This window comes from Pseudomonas sp. S37 (assembly GCF_016658545.1).
In the GTDB taxonomy this organism is placed as follows: domain Bacteria; phylum Pseudomonadota; class Gammaproteobacteria; order Pseudomonadales; family Pseudomonadaceae; genus Aquipseudomonas.
In genome coordinates this window covers 1-19,291 of sequence record NZ_JACVZC010000087.1, presented here as the reverse complement: position 1 = coordinate 19,291, position 19,291 = coordinate 1, and the positions used below count along the sequence as shown (strand labels likewise).

The following is a 19,291-nucleotide window of genomic DNA, read 5'->3' as shown; positions in this document are numbered from 1 at the left end:
CATCATGTGAAGGGGTATGCTGGGCAATAGCTAAACGCCATTACCCAGGCAGGGCTTCATGCCCGCCTTCAAGGACGAGTCTGTGCCCAGCCACCCTACCCGCCACACCATCGCCCGCCAGTGGCAGTTGCTCAAGCTGCTGCCCGGTCGCCACCCGGGCATGAGCTCGACCCAGTTGCAGGTCGCCTTGAGCAGCGTGGGCCATACCACCAGCAAGCGCACCGTGGAGCGCGACCTGGTCGAACTCGCCGCGCTGTTCCCGCTGCAGTGCAACAGCAAAGGCATGCCTTATGGCTGGTACTGGCAACCAGGCCTGAGCCTGGGCGAGGCGCAACAGTTGCAGCCCGACGCGCTGACGCCGCCGGCACAGGTTGAACTGCACGCCTGGGTGGATGACGCCCTTGCGCGCCGCCTGGCACAAGCGCCGCTGTCGGCAGACATGCAACTGACCGCGCAAACCAGCGGCGGTGCCGCTCTGGTGGCTACTGTCCATGACAACCGGGCGTTAATGAGCTGGCTGCTGTCGCAGGCCGGCTCGATCCGCGTACAAGCTCCCCAGGCGCTGCGTATGGCCATGCTCGATCAGCTGCGCCAGAGCCTGGTACTGCACGACGGCGGTTGTTGATCGGCAGGCAAAAGTCATTGTCCCGCGGGCCGCTTTTTCCCCCTGCCGACCCTGCGCAGAATTCGCTCCTGACAACGCAACATTTTCAGGAGTACACGATGAAGCGCTTCAAGCCCCTGCTGCTCGCCGTCGCGCTGGCGACCACTGCGCTGGCGACCAATGCCCGGGCCACCCTGGCCGCAGACTGGCAGACCTCACCATACGGCAAACAGGATGAAATCGGCGCCGCCAACTTGCTCACCCCGGACGTGGTCAAGCAGGCTGTCGGCCTGGTCAAGGCCGGCAAGACCTACCCGCTGGCAGTACCGGTGAGCAAGGACTTGCCAGCGTTCCGCCACCGCAGCTTCCACCTGTACAACATCCAGCCCGGCGAGCAGGCTGGCCAGACCCTGGGCCGCAACAAATTCAGCTTCAACGATGAGCTGGTCAACGGCTGGACCGGCGTCGGCACGCAGCTTAACGGCATCGGCCATATCGGCATCGACAACGTCTACTACAACGGTAACAAGGCTGCTGACTTCGTCACTGTCGAAGGCGTGACCAGACTGGGCGTGGAGAAAGTGCCGCCGATGGTCACCCGTGGCGTGGTGCTGGACATGACGGCCTACTACGGCAAGGCCATCGTACCGGGCGGTACCGCGTTCACCGTGGCCGACATCAAGAGCGTGCTGAAGAGGCAAGGCATTACCCTGCGCAAGGGTGATGTGGTGCTGTTCAACACCGGTTGGCTGGAGCTGATCGGCAAGGACAACCAGCAGTTCCTCGCCACCGAACCGGGTATCGATTTGCCTGCGGCTGAATGGCTGGCGGACCAGGGCATCGTTGCCTTTGGTGGTGATACCTGGGCCTCCGAGGTATACCCCAACCCGACCGGTGAAGAGTTCCCGGTCAACCAGTTCATGCTGGCCAAGCGGGGGATCTACAACCTGGAGTTGATCGACACCCGTGCGCTGGTGAAGGACAAGGCGTACGAGTTCCTGTTCGTGTTGGGGCAACCGCTGTACAAGGGCTCGACCCAGGTGAACATCAACCCCGTGGCGATTTACTGATCACCCTCCTCCAAGGCTGACTCAATACCTGTGGGTGCGGGCATGCCCGCGAACACCGGCGCAGCCGGTGCCATACACCGCGCTGGTTTCTTCGCGGGCTCGCCCGCTCCCACAGGGATCAGCACAGCCTTCAAGGAAGATGCATTGTCTGTAGGAGCGGCTTTAGCCGCGAACACCGGCGCAGCCGGTGCCATGCACCGCGTTGGATTCTTCGCGGCTAAAGCCGCTTCCACAGGGTATTCAACCTGAGCGGTTTCAGAAGGTGCCGGGATACGCCCCGCCATCGATCAGCAGGTTCTGCCCGGTGATGTAGCCGGCATGTGCACTGCACAGGAACGCGCAATACGCACCGAACTCGCCGGCATAGCCAAACCGCGCCGCTGGAATGGCCTTGCGCCGGGCTTGGGCAGTGACCTCCACATCACCACCTGCTGCCTTCAGCGTCTTTTGCAACCGCGCGGTATCAAACGCCCCTGGCAGCAGGTTGTTCAACGTGACATTGCTACCCGCCAAGCGCTGCTGCCGGGCCAGGCCGGCGATGAAACCGGTCAGGCCGCTGCGGGCACCGTTGGACAACCCAAGGATATCGATCGGTGCCTTGACTGCGCCGGACGTGATATTCACCACCCGCCCGAAACCCCGCGCGGCCATGCCATCGACCACTGCCTTGATCAACTCGATAGGCGTGAGCATGTTGGCGTCCAGCGCCTTCAGCCAGTCCTCACGCCCCCAGTCACGGAAGTCTCCCGGTGGCGGGCCACCGGCGTTATTGACCAGAATGTCGACCTGCGGGCAGGCCGCCAGCAGCGCCTGGCGCACCTCGGCGTCGGCGACATCACCGGCCACGGTGCGTACTTCGATGCCCGGGCAGGCAGCGCGCAATTCAGCAGCGGTCTGCTCCAGCGTGGCCTGGGTGCGGGCATTGATGACCAGGTTGACGCCTTCTTTGCCCAGCGCTTCAGCGCAGCCTTTGCCCAGGCCCTGGCTGGCCGCGCAGACGATGGCCCAGCGGCCACTAATGCCTAGATCCATTGAGTTGCTCCTTGATGAAATGTTCGTGATGTGCCCGCCGTGGCGCTGGCGGGCCGTGACGGGGCAATCTAGATCGCAGGCCAAGGCCACCGATAATGAAAATAGCTGATCCGCCAATAACCGGCGCTTATCCCCGGGCGGGGCTGCCTTGCCGGTGATGGGGCCACAACAGGTCTCAATTAGCCGTCAGTTCATCCACCAGCAACCGCGCTGTCGGCGAAAGCGGCGCGGCCACCCGGTGCACGATGCCGAAAGGCTCGCTCAATGCTCGCAGCTGTACCGCCAGCGACACCAGCAATCCGCGCTGATGGGCGAAGGCTGCTACCGCGCTGGGAATGACCGCCACCAATGTCGGGTCGTCTTGCAGCAGCATGAAGGTGGCAAAGGTGGAAAACGTCTCCAGGGGGTGGCGCGGCACTTCGACCCCTGCCTCGCTCAACTCGCGCTCCAGCGCCTGCCGCATGGGCGTGTTGGCCGGGTAGACCACCCAGCGGTACTGGCTCAGGTCGCCGACCGCCAATGCCTTGGCCCCGGCCAGCGGATGCTGCGGGTGGGCGACGACCGCCAGCGGCTCCTGGGCCAGCTCGACAAAGGCATAATCCGCAGCGTTGCGGCCCAGGCCTGGCCGGCAGATAGCCAGATCGAGGCGCCCCTCATCCAGTTTGGCCAACAGGTTGGCGCTGGTGTTCTCGGCGATTTCCACTGCCAGCTGCGGCTGCTTGCGGCGCAAGCGCCCCAAGGCACTGACCAGCGTCGGCATGGCGCCCATGATACTGCCTACCGCCAGCCGTCCACCCTGGCCCTGGACGATGCCAAGCACCTCTTCGCGCAAATGCCCCAGGTCGCTGTGGATCAGCCGCGCATAGCGCACCACGCAGCGGCCTACATCGTTGGCCACCAGGCCACTGGGCTGGCGCTGGAACAAGGCAACCCCCAGCACCTCCTCTACTTCGCGCAAGGCCTTGGTTGCCCCTGGCTGGGAAATGGCCATGGCTTCGGCCGCCTTGTGCAGTGAGCCGCAGCGGTCAAGTTCGATCAGCAAACGCAACTGGCGCAGGCGCAGGCGGGAGAAAATGGAGTCCAGGGAAGGGATCATCAGGCAGCTCGGCATTGGTTTTGTAATGCCGAGCACTATAGAGGGTCGTCAACAGGCGATTGTTGAGTTTGCGGCAAATGACCTTTGACCCGAGGACGTACAAGCCGCATGGCTCAGGCTGAAGGCTGGCGCAGCCGGTGCCATCAAACCCGGGCAAGGCTTGGCGAGTGCGCCACCAGGTTGCGGGTGTAGGTATCCGTCGGCTGCTCCAGAACCTGCCCGGCACTGCCCTGCTCCACCACCCGCCCCTGGCGCAGCACCAGGACGCGGTCGGCAATTGCTCGCACCACACCCAGGTCATGGGTGACGAACAGCAAGGTCAAACCCTCGCCCTGCAAACGCCGCAGCAAGGCCAGGATCGACGCCTGCACCGACACATCCAGCGCCGAGGTGATCTCGTCGCACACCAGCAACTTTGGCTCGCAGATCAACGCGCGGGCAATCGCCACGCGCTGCCGCTCCCCCCCGGAAAGCCCCTGTGGATACAGGTCCGCCACCCGTGCTGGCAACGATACCCGCTCCAGCACCGCCTCGACCCGTTGCCGGGCCTGGGCACCGCGCAGGCCAAAAAAGTGCGCCAAGGGGGTGCTCAAGGTTTGCCCGACCGTCTGCCGCGGGTTCAGTGCCCGGTACGGGTTCTGGAACACATACTGAATCTGGTGGCGCAACCGTGCAGCACGCTGGCGGGCAGCAAAGGCCAGCGGTTGCCCGGCATAGCGCAACTGCCCCTGCACATTCTCGCCAAGCCCGGCAATCGCCCGGGCCAGGCTGGTCTTGCCCGAACCGGACTCACCGACCAAGGCCAGGCACTCACCCTCGCGCACCTGCAGCGAAATGTCGAACAACACCTGACGGTCATAGGCAGCATCCAGGCCCTGCACTTCCAGCAGCACTGCACTCGCCGCTACCGGGGCTGCTACCGGGGCTGCTACGAATGCTGTCTCGATCGCTGTCGAATCCACGGCAACAGGCGCCAGTTGCGGCAGCAGGCACGCCACCTGATGGCCACCCTGGTGCTCCAGCAAAGCCGGTTCCAGTACCGAGCACTGCGCCCGGCGCTGGCCGCAACGCGGGGCAAAGGCGCAGCCATGCGGGCGTTGCCCGGGTGCCGGCGCATGCCCGGGCAGCGCCTGCAACGGCTGGCGCCGGGCAATGTCGGGGATGGCCGCAAGCAAGGCACGCGTGTAGGGGTGCGCCGGGGCACGGAACAACGCATCACGGCTGGCCACTTCCACCAGGCGCCCGGCGTACATCACCATCACCCGGTCGACCAGGCCACGCACTACCGCCAGGTCATGGGTCACATACAGCGCCGCCACCCCCTGGTCACGGCACAACTGCTTGAGGGTCTGCAGCACATGCGCCTGGGTGGTGACGTCCAGCGCGGTGGTGGGTTCGTCGAGCACGATCAGCTTTGGCCGCAAGACAAACGCCAGCGCCAGCATCACCCGCTGTTGCTGCCCGCCAGACAACTGGTGCGGGAAGCGCCGCAGCAACGCTTCATCGTCGGGCAAGCCGACCGCTACCAGGGTTTGCGCAATACGCTGCTGCAACGCCCCCGGCGACAAGCCTGGCAGGTGCGCCAGCAGGGTTTCGCGCAGCAAGGCACCGATGCGCAACGCAGGGTTCAGCGCCGTCGCCGGGTCCTGGGCGACGTAGCCGACCAGCCCGCCACGGGCCAGGCGCAGAGCCTCGCCTGCCAGTTCGAGCAACGGCTGCCCCGCCACCACCACCTGCCCCCCGACAATGCGCGCCCCCTGTCGGGCATGGCGCAACAACGCCGTGGCCAAGGTGGTCTTGCCCGAACCGGACTCACCGACCAGGCCCACGATCTCACCAGCCGCCAGGCTGAAGGACACCTCGGCCAGCACATCGACCTGCCCCGCCAGTTCCACCCGCAGGTCCCTGACCCGTAACACTTCACTGGCAACATTCAATGGTGCATTCATGGCTGCTTCTCCCCGACCCGGGCACTGGCCCGGGCAATACCTTCGGCCAGGATGTTGGTGCCATAGGCAAACACCCCGATCAGCAGTGCCGGTGCCAGCACGGCCCATGGCTGCACCAGCAGCCCGGCCTGGTTTTCATTGATCATCAAGCCCCAGTCGGCAGCCGGTGGCGCCACCCCGTAGCCAAGGAAACTCAAGCCCGACAACATGCCCACCGCCCAGGTCAGCATGTTGCCGAAGTGCACCAGCAACGGCGTGAGAATGTTCGGCAGGATCTCTTGAAAGAGAATGCGCCAGCGCGGGTAACCCAGCATCTGCGCCGCCTCGACAAACTCCTGCCCGGCCACTGCCACCGCACTGCCCCGGGCCAGGCGAACCACCCCGGGGGTAAAGGCAATGGCCACGGTCAGCACAATCAACCACGGCGCCCGGCCGAGCATGGACACGATCAGCAACACCAGGATCAGATCGGGAAACGCCAGCGACACATCCGCCGCCCAGCTGATCGCCTGGTCCAGGCGCCGCCGCGAGAACCCGGCCAGCAGGCCCAGGCTGCCGCCAACCAGCAAGGCCAGGGTGGCGGCTGCCAACGCCATCCACAGCACCGACAGGCCGCCGCTGAGCAACCGCGACAGCAGGTCATGGCCGAGAAAATCATGACCCAGCGGCGCGCCTGCCGCCGGCGGCCCATACACCGGCCCGACCATCGCCGTGGGCGCGTGCGGTGCCAGCCAGGGGCCAAGCACGGCAAGCAATGCCACCAGCAAGGTAATTACCGCACCACGACGAACCTGCGGGTCGGCCAGCCAACGGGAATCAGTCATGGGTCGCCTCCTGGGCAGGGGTGCTGCGCGCCCGCCGCCACCACGGGCGGATGCCACGGCGGATACGGCGGATCATTCGCACGCGGCGGGCGGTACGCAGTTTGGGGGTGAGCAATACGGTCAGCAGGTCGGCCAGCAGGTTGATCAGTACCACCGCCAGGGTGATGACCAGCACCACGCCCTGGATCATCGGCAGGTCGCGCATCTGGATCGCCGCATTCAGCGCCGTACCGATACCCGGGTAGCTGAAAATCACCTCGGCCAGCAGCGCACCGCCGACCAGCGTGCGCAAGGTCAGTGCCACCCCCTGGATGGCCGGGGTCAGGGCGTTGGGCAAGGTGTGCCGCCAGACGATGCGCCGCTCGGGGATGCCACGCAGGCGCGCCGCAATCACATATTCGGACTCCAGCGCCTCGATCATCGATGCCCGCACCATGCGCGCAAGGTACGGCAGTGCCGACAGGCTCAGCGCCACCACCGGCAATACCAGCGACGGCCACTGGCGCCACAACGGCAGTTGCGGGTCGAGGATCGACACCGCCGGCAGCCAGCCCATGCCCGGCATGGAGAACAACAGCACCAGGCCGATGGCCAGCAGAAAGCCCGGGGTGGCCTTGAGCAGGATCAACGCCGACAGCCCCCAGCGGTCCAGCCGGCTGTCGCGGCGCAGGGCCAGGCTCACCCCCAGCAGCAGCGCCACTGGCACCACCAACGCCAGCACCCCGGCCAGCAAGGCCAAGGTGTGGCCCAGGCGGCCGAACAGCAGCTGCGCCACCGGCACCTGGGAGTCCAGCGAAACACCCAGGTCGCCGCGCAACACCGCCCCCAACCAGCGCAGGTACTGCAGCAGGATCGGCTGGTCGAGGCCCAGTTGCCGTTGCAGGGTGAGGATGCTTTCCAGCGGCGCATCCGGGCCGAGAATCACCCGCGCCGGGTCCGATGGCAGCGCCTGGGTGGCGATGAACACCACCAGGCTGATCACCCAGGCGGTGAGCAGGCCATAGCCGAGGCGACCGATGAACCAGGCCAGCCAGGCCGGTGTGTGCGGGGTGTGCGGGGTGTGCGGGGTGTCAGGCATGGGGGTTCAACCAGAGTTCGTCGAAACGCCAGGAAGCGAAGGTGGTCTGTTCCGGCGCCAGCCCGCCGACCTTGGCCGACGCGGCATCGAGCACGTCGGAAAAGCCCCAGATCAGCAACCCGCCACGTTCGTGCTGGATGGCCTGGGCTTCGTGTACCAGGGCCTTGCGCTGCGCAAGGTCGGGCTGGGCCAGGGCCTGCCGGAACAGTTCGGTAAAGCGCGGGTCATGGAAATTGCTGCGGTTGTAGATGGCTTGCGGCGCATCGTTGTGCAGCGCCGAGGCCAGAAAGCCACGCGCTGGGGTCGAGCCCGGCGACAGCTGCCACTGCTCGCGCTGCGGGCCATTGAACACCGAGCCATCGACCTGGTTGACCTTCACCTGCACCCCGGCTTTCAAGGCCTGCTGGGCGAACACCAGCGCCGCGTTGACGCCCGGCCCGGGCGTGGTGGTGAGCTCGACGCGCAGGTCACTTTGCCCGGCCTGGCGCAACAGCGCACGGGCCTGGTCAAGGTCGTACGGGCGCTGGGCGATGGCGTGGTTGTAAGTAGGGTCGTGCGGCGCATACAGGTCGTTGGCGACCCGGCCAAAGCCGTTCAGCCCACGTGCCACCAGCTCCTGGCGGTCGGCCAGCAGGCGAAACGCCTGGCGCACGCGCACATCCTGGAACGGCGCCTTGGCCAGGTTCAGGTTGAAGCCGGTGAACGACGTGGTTGGCGAGGCATACAGGCGCAACCGTGGATCGGCCTTGAGCAGTGCGCTGTGTTCGGCCTGTACGCCGCTGGCCACGTCGATCTGCCCGGCGCGCAGGGCTGCGGCCCGCGACACCTGGTCCTTGAATTCAATGATCTCCAGCTCATCGGCATAGGGCCGGTTGGGTTTGTAGTAATTTTCGAAGCGGGTGTAGAGCGAGCGCTGGCCGGGGATGAAGCTTTTCAGCCGGTACGGCCCGGCACCGACCGGGTTGGACACGGGGTGGTAATCGGTCGGCACGATGCAGCCAAAGCTGATCAGCGTTTCATCCAGTGGGTAAAAGCTTTGCCCCTGCTTGAAACGGATCTCGACGGTGCGCGCGTCCAGCTTGCGCAACGCCTGCCGGTCGATGGCGCCGACCAGCCCGGCAAAGGGCGAGGCCAGCTGCGGGTCGGTCAGGCGCAGGATCGAGAACAGCATGTCATCGGCGCCGATGGTTTTGCCGTGGTGGAACTCCAGCCCAGGCTTCAGGCGGATGGTCCAGGCGCTGGCATCGGCATTCGGCTCGGCAAACTCGGCCAGGGCCAGGCGCGTGCTGACATCGGCGTTCCATTCCCAGAACTTGGCATACAGCGCCCAGCCGCGGATGATCCCGCCGCCCACCGGTTTATGGGCATCGAGGTTGCCGGCCTGGTCACCATCGATAATGCCCACCCGCAGGCGCCCGCCACGCACCGGCGTGCCTGGCAGCACCGCGCTGGCAGCGGCGGGCGCGCTGCTGTCGCAGCCACTGAGCAGCCCGCCGCCGAGCAGCAGGCTGCCCCCCACGGCCAGGCTGTTGCCGAGAAACACCCGGCGCGAAAACAGCTCGCTCATTGCCCTCTCCTTACGCCAGTTGCGCCACGCGCGGCTTGCTCGTAGCGCCCAGCTGCGGCACCTCGAACCCGTGGTCCAGGTCCAGCAGCGGGAACAGCAGGTCGGCCACCCGGTGCGCTTCGTCGATCAGCGGGAAGCCCGAGAGAATGAACGCCGAGGTGCCCTGGGCTTCGTACTCGCGGATGCGCTCGGCAACCTGCTCGGCACTGCCGATCAGGTAGGTGCCGGCAGCCGGGCCGAGGATGTTGAAGCCGAACAGGCTGGGGCCCAGCCAGACATTGGGGTAAATCTCCAGCTCGCGCGCCGTGGGCAGGCGCCCGGCGCGGATGCTGTCGAGGTTGCGCTGGATGCGCGGGTCATCGCTGACGTAGCTTTCCAGCGTTTCCCCGGGTGGCAACTGGCGCTCGATGGCGGCGCGCGCAGTGGCCAGCGAGGTACGCTGCAACAGGCGCTCGGCGTGGGCCCAGGCTTCTTCTTCGGTCTCGCGCACGATCACCTGCAGGCGCGTGCCATAGGTCAGCTCGCGGCCGATCTTCGCCGCCTCGGCCGCCACCCGGCGGAACTTGTCGCCCAGCTTTTGCGGGGTGTCGGCGAAGCTCAGGTAGACGTCCAGCAGTTGCACCGAGTGGGCCACGCCCGGTGCCGAAGTGCCGGCGCCCCACAGCGGTATACCCGGTTTTTGCCGCGGTGGGTGCCAGCCGCCTAGCGGGTGGCTGGCTGCCGCTGGCGAGCGTGGTGCGAGCTTGACGTAGCGGCCGTCATAGCCGGCGGTTTCACCGGCGTAGAAGCTTTGGAAGGCGCGCCAGTATTCCAGGCTGAAGTCATAGCGCTCGTCATGCGGGTAATGCACGCCCAGGGTGGCCAGGCCGGCGTCGTTGCCGTTGACCACGTTGAACAGCAGGCGGCCGTTGGAGAACTGGTCGAAGGTAAGCGCCCACTTGGCCAGCACGGCTGGCGACAACTCGCCCGGGTGCTGGGCAACCAGGAAGCGCAGGCGCGAGGTGGCGTCGATCAGCGCGGCCGCTACCGCCAGGCTTTCGTTGGGGCTGGAGCCGAGCAGCGAGCCGTAGAAACCCAGGCGGTCGGCGGCAACGGCCAGTTGCTTGAGGTGTTCGAAACCGGTGTGCCAGCGGCCCTCGGGTTCCCAGGGGTGGGGGCCGTCGGGGGTGGTGAGGTACCAGAGGATTTTTACTGCCATGGCGGAATGTCCATTTTGTGTGGGTTTGAAGGCTTTGGGGCTGCTTTGCAGCCCATCGCGACGCAAGGCCGCTCCTACAAGGGCCTGCGTACGCCGTCCGTTGTAGGAGCGGCCTTGTGTCGCGATCGGGGCGCACAGCGCCCCCAATGTCAGGCGCGGCGGTCGATACCTGGAACAAGCCCCAACTCGCTCGCCCGCTCATACAGCCCGCTCATCTTCCACTGCTGGGTCAGCACCCCCGGCCCATAAGGCCGTGACCCACCGAGGGCATCGGCCAGCAACTGGATCTGCGCGCCCTCCTCCAGCAACAGGATGAACTCCGCCGTCGCCCGCATCCCTTGCTTGCCCCACACCGTGGCGCCGCCGTTGGCTTCCAGAATCGCCAGGTTGAACGGGTTCTCGGCGAGCTTGTCGAGGATGAAATCGACCTCGGGCTGGCGGCGGTCGATGTACACCGGCAGCTCGCGCGCCAGCTGGTAGCGCTGCACCGGCACGTAGTGGAACGGCAAGGTGCGGTGAGTCTGGGCCCAGGCGCCAAGGTAGGGGCTGTGCACATGCGACACGGTGGTGATGTCGGCGTGGGTCTGGAACAGCTTGGTGTAGCGGCCCAGGCCACCTTTGCCCTTGCCGACGATCACGTTGCCGGAAAAGTCGGTAACCGTTGCCTGCAACGGTTTGCGGTGGTTCCACGGCCCGCCGTAATTCACCGACACCAGTAGCTCTTCACCGGGCACACGCTCGATGAAACCGACCGTGCCGTTGGCCGTGATGGTGTTGGTTTCGCGGAACACGCTGAACGCCGCTTCGGCTTCGGCCACTACCTGGTCGACGAAGGTTTGCAGTTCGGCAGTAACGGGGCGTTCGTGGATCAGTACGGTCATGGTCAGTCTCCAGAAAGGTCAGGCGCGGCGCTGGGCCAGCAATTGGTGGGCAGCTTGCAGAGGCCGCGGGTCGACCCAGTCGGCGATGGCGAAATCGGCTTCGAGGAAGCCATGCAGGTAGAGGAAGTCTTTTTGCGTGCCGAGGAACGCCAGGCGCTGTTCGCTCAGGTCTGGCGCCAAGGTGGTATGGAAGTCGCCACGGTAGGCTTCGGCGACGCCCTGGCTGCCGGCGCGGGTTTCTTCTTCAAGGATGCGGTTGAGCGCATCCCGGTTGCTGGCGGCCCACTCGGCGGCGCGCAGGGTTTGGGAAAGGAAGCGCACCACCAGGTCGAAGTGGGTGTCGAGCAGGCGCTGGTGCACGGTGATTGGCCGCGGCGTGCCGTTGTTGATGCGGTGACGTGGGTCGGCCAGCAGGTCGAGGTCAACGCCGACCACCAGGCCCAGGCGGCGCGCCGCATCGGCGGCGGCCGCGCCCTTCACGTACACCGCATCGACCTCGCCACGGGCCAGGTAGTCCAGCCCCGACCACAGCCGTTGCAGGCCCAGCTGCGGGGTGGCAGCGCCGGCCTGGTCGAGCAGGGCCACTTCCACCAGGTGCACGTCATCCAGGTGCAGCCCGGCCGAAGCCAAGGCGCCCTTGTAGCCGTGCAGGCTCATGGCGCGGGCAATGCTGCCGGGGCGGCTGTCACCCCAGGCTGGCAGGGCCAGGCGCTTGCCACGAAGGTCGGCGGCGCTGCGAATGCCCGAGTCCGGGCGGACCAGGATGGTTTGCCATTCCTCGATCCAGGTCAGGCCGATCAGCCGGCTGGGCGAGCCTGCTGCCCGTGCCGCCAGTGCCGGAACGTTGCCGCCTTCGCGGAACAGCCCGGGTAGTTGGTGATCGTAGTGGTGATGGCCCAGCTGGCGGGTCTCCTGCAAGGTCGAGACCGGCAGGCCGTCGGCGGCGAATTCCTGCTCCAGCCAGCCGAGCTTGTAGGCCAGACCTGAGGCGGTGGGCACCGGGCAGCGGGTGAACCAGATGCGCTCCAGGGCTGACGGGTCGTCTGCAGGGCGTTGTGCGGTAGCGGTTGCGAGGGTCATGGGGTGGCTCCTTGGGCGTCGTGCAGGCAGCATTGCAGTGTGCGTGCCAACCGCTGGAGGCCTTGATTTACGAGGGATTGGCTGTTGCCACAGGGGGTTGGGTGCTGAGCTGGGAGCAGGATTGCGGGTGGGGTGTTGCCAGATCAGCAAGTGGGCTGTTGCTGGGGCAGCACAGGGTTGTGCAGGCCGCGCGGGATGGGCCTTGCAGCGGGGTGGCAGAGATATTGCTCTAGGGGTTGGGACCGCGGTGTGGCCATTCGCGGGTGAACCCGCTCCCACAGGGCCCGAGCAAAGCCCGAGCAAAGCGCAAAGCTTGAGCAATAGGATTTATCTGTGGGAGCGGGTTTACCCGCGAAACAGGCGCACTGGCCCCAACAGACAAAACGAGACCCCTCCATGAGCGCCATAGAACCTTCCCCCGTCCGCCGCCTGACCAGCGAAACCGAAGCCATCGAAACCGCCCGCCAGGTCGCCACGCAAATCGCCGAGCTGGCCGCCGACCCGCGCAACAATGGGCAACTACCGCGCCGCCAGGCCGAGCTGCTGTCCAGCAGCGGCCTCACCGCCATCGCTGTACCCGCCCAGTTCGGCGGCCTCGGTGCTTCGGTGCAGACCGTGGTGGAAACCGTGCGGCTGATCTCCACCGCCGACGGTGGCGTCGGCCAGCTGCTGCAGATTCACAATGTGATGCTGCGTGGCATTTTCACCGGTTACCCGGATGAAGTACGCGACCGGCTGATCGCCGACGTGCTCGCTGGCAAGCGTTTCGGCAATGCCCTGGCCGAAGTCGGCGGCAAGAACAAGTTCGCCCTCAAGACCCGTGTCGAGCGCAACGCAGATGGCCAGTGGATACTCAACGGCAGCAAGTTCTACTCCACCGGTTCCTACCTGGCCGAGTGGATTTCGCTGACCGCTGCCAGCGAGGACGGTGGCGTCGGCGTGCTGCTGCACCGTGACACCCCCGGGCTGACCCTGGTCGATGACTGGCAGGCATTCGGCCAGCAGAACTCGGTGAGTGGCACCGTCAACTTCGACAACATCGTGCTCGACGAACGCTACCTGACCCGCCGCAGCGGGCCGATGAAGCGCACCGGCCTGACCTTTCCACAAATCCTCCACGCCGCCATCGACACCGGCATCGCTGCGGGTGCGCTGCAAGCTGCCGTCGAGTACCTGCGCGAGCATGCCCGCGCCTGGGTGGAGAGCGGCGTAGAGCGCGCCAGTGACGAGCCGCATGTGATTCGCCAGGTTGGCGAATACGCCGTGGCGCTGCGCGGTGCCGAGTCGGTGCTGCGCGAAGCGGCGCGGGTGTTCGATGAACACGAGCGCGACCCGGAGAACAAGGCCTTGCAGGATGAGCTGATCCTGTCGGTGGCCACCGCCCGCGCGCATTCCGATGCGGCGTCGCTGAAGATCTCCAGCGATTTGTTCTCGTTGCTGGGGGCAAGCGCTTCGCTCAGCAAGTGGAACCTTGACCGCTTCTGGCGCAATGCCCGGGTACACACCACCCACGACCCGATCCGCTGGCGGCTGCACAACGTTGGCAACTACTACCTGAACGGGGCCGACCCGGGGGAGTACACGGCGGTGCTCAATGCCAAGGAAAACCAGGGCGCTACTCGCCGTTGAAACGGCGTTTGGACGGGGGGCGCTTTGCGCCCCTTTCGCGACACAAGGCCGCTCCTACAAGGGGCGGCGTCGCATTCTGATCGAGCATCTACATGAACCACCCTCTTCTTCGGGCTTTGGCCATCTATCGTGAAATGCCCTGGCGCTTCGCGCTGGTCACGGCCTTGTACATCGCCGGCAACCTCGGCCTGGCCTGGCAACAGTGGCTGATCGGCCACGCAGTCGATGACGTCAGCAGCGGCCGCGCCGTGCAGCGCCTGGCCGACGGCAGCCTGGACGCCAGCGTGGCCTGGCACTGGCTGTGGCTGCTGCTGGCCATCGCCCTCGGCCGTGGCCTGCTGCAATACGCCGCCGCCGTGCTGTCACTGGTCCTCAGCCAGGCCCTGCTCACGCGATTGCGTGAGCGCATCCTCGACCAGGTGCAGCGCCTGCACCTGGGCTACCACTGGCGCCACGGAATGGGCGAGCTGGTCACCCGCACCACCCGCGATGCCGACAAGGTGCGCGACGCGCTGATCACCTTCTGGCGGCAGATCATCGAAACCCCGCTGGTGGTGCTAGCAGCCGTGGGCCTGCTGAGCTGGTACGACCCGCTGCTAGGCCTGGTGCCATTGCTGCTGACCGGTGCCGGGCTATGGCTGTTCGTGGTGCAGACCGACCGCCTGGTCACTTTGGACCGCGCAGTGGGCGCTGCCTATGACCAGGTCAGCCAGGACCTGGCCGAAGGCATCGGCGGTGTGCGGGTGATCAAGGCCTTCAGCCTGGAAAACCAGCGTATCACCCGCTTCGCCAGCCAGGTCGAGGTGTTCACTGGCCACGCACGCGCCGCCCTCGCCTACGCCAGTTCGCGCATTCCGCTGCCGCAGGCCGTGGTGGCGCTGGGGCACGTGTGGATCCTGGTCTACGGCGCCCACCAGGTGGCCGCCGGGGCGCTGGGCATCGGCGAGCTGGTCACTTCACTGCTGGTGGCCACCACGCTGGTGTTCCGTATCGAAGGCATTGGCCGGGTGATGCAGACCTTTGCCGACGCTCGCGCCAGCGCCGAGCGCATCTGGCAACTGCTGGACGAGCGCCCGGCCATCGTCGCTGGCAAGGCCGCCCTGCCCGCCGGGCCACTGGGGCTCAAGCTGAACCGGGTACAGGTCAGTGCTGCCGAGGCTGATCGGCATATCCTGCACAACTGTTCGCTGACCCTGCAGCCCGGCGAAGTGGTGGCGCTGGTCGGCGCGACCGGTACCGGCAAGAGCCTGCTGGCCAGCCTGTTGCCGCGCCTGGCCGACGTGCAGCTTGGCAGCGTGCAGGTCGGTAGCGATGCCAACGGCTGGCACGATGTGCGTGACCTGGACCTCACCGACCTGCGCCGCCGCGTGCAGGTGCTGCCGCAAGAAAGCTTCCTGTTCTCCGACAGCCTGGCCGCCAACCTGCGCCTGGCCGCGCCGCAGGCCAGCGACGCCCAACTGCGTGAAGCGCTGCGCCTGGCCGCCGCCGAGGATGTGCTGGAACGCCTGGCCCACGGCCTGGATACGCCACTGGGCGACCGCGGTGTGACCCTGTCTGGCGGCCAGCGCCAGCGCCTGTGCCTGGCCCGGGCGTTGCTTGGCGCACCCGACATCCTCTGCCTGGACGACGCCACCAGCGCCCTCGATGCGCTGGGTGAACGCCAGGTGCTGCATAACATCCGCCGCCTGCACAGCACAGGCGGCCAGGGCCCGACCCTGCTGCTGATCACCAGCCGGCTGTCCACCCTGCTACTGGCCGACCGCGTGCTGATGCTGGAAAACGGCCGCATCAGCGCCAGCGGCAGCCATGCCGAACTGAGCGCCAACAACGTCCATTACCGCGACCTGCTGGGGATCGACCATGACTGATGTGCAGCACACCCCCGCCAGCGATATCGACATCGAACAACGCCTGGCCCGCCAGGCGCTGGACCGCGGCATGTTCCAGCGCCTGCTGCCGCTGCTGCGGCCGATTCGCCGGCAGATCCTGGCGGTGATCGGCATCGAATTGCTGCTGGTGTTCACTGTGTTCCTGCGGCCATGGTTCGTCCGCGAGCTGCTGGACAAGGGCCTGGTGCCCAGTGCCGGGCACTGGCTGCTCGACGAGCACCTGGTGCTGTGGCTGGGCCTGGGGCTGGCGGCGAGCTGGCTGGGGCGTTTCCTGCTGGCCGGGGTCTCGCAGTTCATTGCCGGGCGCGCCGCAATCCGTGTGCTGAATGATTTGCGGGTGAAGGTGTTTGCCCATGTGCAGGCACTGTCGGTGAGCTACTTCGACCAGACCCGTGCCGGGCGCATCATCTCCCGCGCCGACCGCGACGTCGATGCGCTGGAGCCACTGCTGGTACAAGGCCCGCCGGAGCTGCTCGGGGCCTTGCTGCGCTGCGGCCTGGCGGCGGTGATGCTGTGGCGTATCGAGCCCAGCTTCTTCTACAGCCTGGCCGCCACGGTACCGCTGCTGGCAGTGGCCACCTGGCGCTTCAAGCGGGTATCGCAGCGCAACTGGGCCAAGGTGGCCGAGCAACGCAGCCGCTTCACCGCGCACCTGGTGGAAAGCGTCAGCGGTGTGCGGCTGATCCAGCAATGCGGGCAACAGCAGCGTAACCAGGCACGCTACCGGCGCCTTCTGGAAGACTTCAACCAGGCGCTGATTCGCGGCAGCCTGCGCGCCGGCTGGTTTGCGCCGTTCACTGCGCTGCTGAGTACCGCCGGCATGGCGGTGTTGTTGCTGGTGGGTGCCCATGGCCTGGCCGAGGGCAAGGTCAGCGTGGGCCAGGTGGCCGAAAGCCTGTTCTACGTGTTCCTGTTCCTTGGCCCGCTGCAGGAACTGTCGGATCTGTTTGAACGCTACGCCACTGGCAGCGCCTCGGCGCAGCGCATTTTCCTGCTGCTCGACACCCGCCCGCAGGTGCTGGACACGCCAGCGCCACAGGCACTGGCCAGGGCACGTGGCCAGGTCGACTTCGACCGCGTTGGTTTTGCCTATGCGCCGAACAGCCCACGGCCGGTGATCGACGGGCTCGACCTGCACATCCGTGCCGGCGAGGTGCTGGCCATTGTCGGCCCCTCGGGGCATGGCAAGAGCACCCTGGTGCAGTTGCTGACGCGCTTCTACGAGGTGCAACAGGGCGCCGTGAAGCTGGACGGTATCGACCTGCGCGCACTGGCCCAGCATGACCTGCGGCGTAACGTGGGCGTGGTACTGCAGGACAACGTGCTGTTCAGCGGCAGCATCCTCGACAACTTGCGCCTGGCCGCACCTGCTGCCAGCGATGCCCAACTGATCGCCGCCGCCCGTGAGTTGGGCGCCGACGAAGTGCTGGAACGCCTGCCACAGCGCTACCACAGCGAAGTCGGCCCGCTGGGCGCGCACCTGAGCCATGGCCAGCGCCAGCTGGTGTGCCTGGTGCGCGCCTACCTGGCCGACCCTGCGGTGTTGGTACTGGACGAGGCCACCTCGGCGGTGGACGTGCACACCGAGCGGCGCATCCAGCGCGCCCTGCGCCGGCTGTGCCTGGGGCGTACGGCGATCATCATCGCCCATCGCCTGGCGACCATTCGCGATGCTGACCGGATTGCCGTGGTGAAGCATGGGCAGGTTGTTGAGCATGGGCCGCATGCCGAGTTGATGGGCCGGGGTGGGGCCTATTCGGCGCTTTATGAAGCGTACCTGCGCAGTGCCGGGGAAGCGACAACAGCCAACATCGAAGTCTGACTTGCCGGCCTCTTCGCGGGTGAACCCGCTCCCACAGGTGCTACGCCGCCTGTAAGACCTACGCAGTCTGTGGGAGCGGGTTCACCCGCGAAAGGGCCCGAACGGGTACACGCCACACGATGCTGCTGCCCCAACACCCACTGCTGCCACAGCAGCACCCCCCTGCTCCTTGCCACCCGGCAGACACCCTCCCATTTACACTTATCGGCCTCTGAAATATACCAAATGATTAACAGCCCGCCAGTAATCAAAGAAACTTCCTACACGCAAACTCAACATTTTATTTTTTAACTTTTTGACATGATATGAAGAAAGAATTTTAGAAGCACTCATCTAGAATCAATGTCTATTTCGTTGTTCCGACAAGAGGCTCAGCCATGGAAAGCCCGGACGAGCAGCGCGCGACTGGCGACGTCGATAGCGCCTTGAGGGACGCTCACCCGTACAACTTCTTTCAACTGATTCAACGTGCCAACTATGGCCTGCCCGGATCGGGCGACAACCGGTAATGTGACCAGGAGGTCCAGCCATGTCTGATAGAACCGCAAAACCTGCCAAGTCCTACAGTCAAGCCGAAGATGACGCACGCAAGTCCCCGCCGACTACTGAGCTGTTTCCGCGTTTCGACGAGCGTGGCTTCGACACCCGCTGCAACACAGGCAACCCCATCCACGACATCGCTTCGCCACTGTTGGGCCTGGTCATTCGCCTGGAGGGCACCGAAACGTATGACCATGTCGAGCAGCTGTACGCCCACGTCAAAACCATGATCCACAGCATGGTCGAGGAAGTGCGACAGCTTGAGCACTGCGACGAAGGCGACCGCGTGGTGTTTTCGTACTGCTTGTGCTGCGTGGTCGACGAAGCCGTGATGGCGACCCCTTGGGGACGCGATTCGCCCTGGCAGGCCCAATCCCTGCTCAGCGCCATCCATCAGGAAACCTGGGGCGGCGAAAAGTTTTTCAGTGTGCTTGAACGCGTGCTGGAAGGCCCGGAAAAGCGCTATGACCTCTGTGTATTCCTGTTCTGGTGCCTGACACTGGGCTACCGGGGCAAGTACGCCAACCAGACCAACGGCGACCAGGAACTGGAACTCTGGATGGACCGCCTGCGTAAGCATATCGCTGAGCAACCCCGCCCCCAGGCCCCTTCACAACCCTTGACCGACCCCTACACCAACATCGCGTCCCGGCACTATCGCATGAATCGCCAACTGCCCTGGTGGACCCCTTGGGCGGTCATGGCCGTGTTCTGCACCGGCGTCTACGTGTACTTCGCCACCCAACTCAACGGTATTACCCAGCAGGTATTGGCCTCATTGCAGACCATGCTGCAGCAATAACTTCGGCCTCGCCGAACTGACTTGACTCAACAGTCACTATGCCCGCAGGCGCAGCAACTACGGCTTTGCCTTTTACAAGCGCAAATCTGCATTTTCAGAAGTTTCCTACAGCATCTGTCGAACTTACTTCGACGACCCGGAATGGATTCCTCGCTACGGTCTTCCGTGCACTTACGGCTGCGCGCTTTGCGATGCGCCTGGCTCCATAACCTGCCCGATGGGATGACCCG

General features: G+C 65.7%; 16 protein-coding genes. 7 read left to right on the top strand and 9 right to left on the bottom strand.

Features of this window, described 5'->3' with window-relative positions; all coding sequences use genetic code 11:
* Window positions 1–82: 82 nt before the first annotated feature.
* Complete coding sequence (locus tag IAE39_RS21355) at window positions 83–625, top strand: WYL domain-containing protein (RefSeq protein WP_201206271.1); 543 nt, start codon at window positions 83–85, stop codon at window positions 623–625.
* 98 nt (window positions 626–723) lie between these two features.
* The gene (locus tag IAE39_RS21350; RefSeq protein ID WP_201206251.1) at window positions 724–1,674 is read left to right on the top strand and encodes a cyclase family protein; all 951 of its coding nucleotides are present in this window, start codon (window positions 724–726) and stop codon (window positions 1,672–1,674) included.
* A gap of 255 nt (window positions 1,675–1,929) precedes the next feature.
* Here IAE39_RS21350 and IAE39_RS21345 read toward each other — a convergent pair whose 3' ends face one another.
* The 9 genes from IAE39_RS21345 to IAE39_RS21305 form a co-directional block, all read right to left on the bottom strand.
* On the bottom strand, window positions 1,930–2,706 hold the full coding sequence (locus IAE39_RS21345; protein WP_201206249.1) for an SDR family oxidoreductase: 777 nt from the start codon (window positions 2,704–2,706) through the stop codon (window positions 1,930–1,932).
* Between the two features lie 175 nt (window positions 2,707–2,881).
* A complete protein-coding gene (locus tag IAE39_RS21340; protein WP_201206247.1) occupies window positions 2,882–3,802 on the bottom strand; it encodes a LysR family transcriptional regulator in 921 nt (306 codons plus the stop codon).
* Between the two features lie 143 nt (window positions 3,803–3,945).
* On the bottom strand, window positions 3,946–5,751 hold the full coding sequence (locus IAE39_RS21335) for a dipeptide ABC transporter ATP-binding protein (protein ID WP_201206245.1): 1,806 nt from the start codon (window positions 5,749–5,751) through the stop codon (window positions 3,946–3,948).
* Window positions 5,748–6,575, bottom strand: coding sequence for an ABC transporter permease (locus tag IAE39_RS21330; protein WP_201206244.1), 828 nt, complete (start codon window positions 6,573–6,575; stop codon window positions 5,748–5,750). Before IAE39_RS21330 ends, IAE39_RS21335 begins: the two co-directional genes overlap by 4 nt.
* A complete protein-coding gene (locus IAE39_RS21325) occupies window positions 6,568–7,653 on the bottom strand; it encodes an ABC transporter permease (RefSeq protein WP_201206241.1) in 1,086 nt (361 codons plus the stop codon). The genes IAE39_RS21330 and IAE39_RS21325 overlap by 8 nt, the downstream gene beginning before the upstream one ends.
* Complete coding sequence (locus IAE39_RS21320) at window positions 7,646–9,220, bottom strand: ABC transporter substrate-binding protein (protein ID WP_201206239.1); 1,575 nt, start codon at window positions 9,218–9,220, stop codon at window positions 7,646–7,648. Before IAE39_RS21320 ends, IAE39_RS21325 begins: the two co-directional genes overlap by 8 nt.
* 10 nt (window positions 9,221–9,230) lie before the next feature.
* Window positions 9,231–10,418 (bottom strand): LLM class flavin-dependent oxidoreductase, encoded by a 1,188-nt coding sequence (locus IAE39_RS21315; protein WP_201206237.1) that lies wholly within the window; start codon window positions 10,416–10,418, stop codon window positions 9,231–9,233.
* A 149-nt stretch (window positions 10,419–10,567) separates the two neighbouring features.
* Window positions 10,568–11,299 carry a class II aldolase/adducin family protein gene (locus tag IAE39_RS21310; RefSeq protein WP_201206235.1) on the bottom strand — a complete coding sequence of 244 codons (732 nt, stop codon included), beginning with the start codon at window positions 11,297–11,299 and terminating at the stop codon, window positions 10,568–10,570.
* 18 nt (window positions 11,300–11,317) lie between these two features.
* Complete coding sequence (locus IAE39_RS21305) at window positions 11,318–12,379, bottom strand: ABC transporter substrate-binding protein (protein WP_201206233.1); 1,062 nt, start codon at window positions 12,377–12,379, stop codon at window positions 11,318–11,320.
* A gap of 396 nt (window positions 12,380–12,775) precedes the next feature.
* On the opposite strand from IAE39_RS21305, the gene IAE39_RS21300 reads away from it, so the two are divergent.
* The 5 genes from IAE39_RS21300 to icmH all read left to right on the top strand — a co-directional run bounded on the left by IAE39_RS21300 (window position 12,776) and on the right by icmH (window position 19,061).
* A complete protein-coding gene (locus IAE39_RS21300; protein ID WP_201206231.1) occupies window positions 12,776–14,008 on the top strand; it encodes an acyl-CoA dehydrogenase family protein in 1,233 nt (410 codons plus the stop codon).
* A gap of 92 nt (window positions 14,009–14,100) precedes the next feature.
* Complete coding sequence (locus IAE39_RS21295; RefSeq protein WP_236548746.1) at window positions 14,101–15,876, top strand: ABC transporter ATP-binding protein; 1,776 nt, start codon at window positions 14,101–14,103, stop codon at window positions 15,874–15,876.
* Complete coding sequence (locus IAE39_RS21290; RefSeq protein ID WP_201206229.1) at window positions 15,869–17,719, top strand: ABC transporter ATP-binding protein; 1,851 nt, start codon at window positions 15,869–15,871, stop codon at window positions 17,717–17,719. Before IAE39_RS21295 ends, IAE39_RS21290 begins: the two co-directional genes overlap by 8 nt.
* A gap of 377 nt (window positions 17,720–18,096) precedes the next feature.
* Window positions 18,097–18,228 (top strand): hypothetical protein, encoded by a 132-nt coding sequence (locus tag IAE39_RS29920; RefSeq protein ID WP_268934171.1) that lies wholly within the window; start codon window positions 18,097–18,099, stop codon window positions 18,226–18,228.
* A 20-nt stretch (window positions 18,229–18,248) separates the two neighbouring features.
* Window positions 18,249–19,061 carry a type IVB secretion system protein IcmH/DotU gene (gene icmH / locus IAE39_RS21285; protein WP_201206227.1) on the top strand — a complete coding sequence of 271 codons (813 nt, stop codon included), beginning with the start codon at window positions 18,249–18,251 and terminating at the stop codon, window positions 19,059–19,061.
* The last annotated feature ends 230 nt before the right edge of the window (window positions 19,062–19,291 follow it).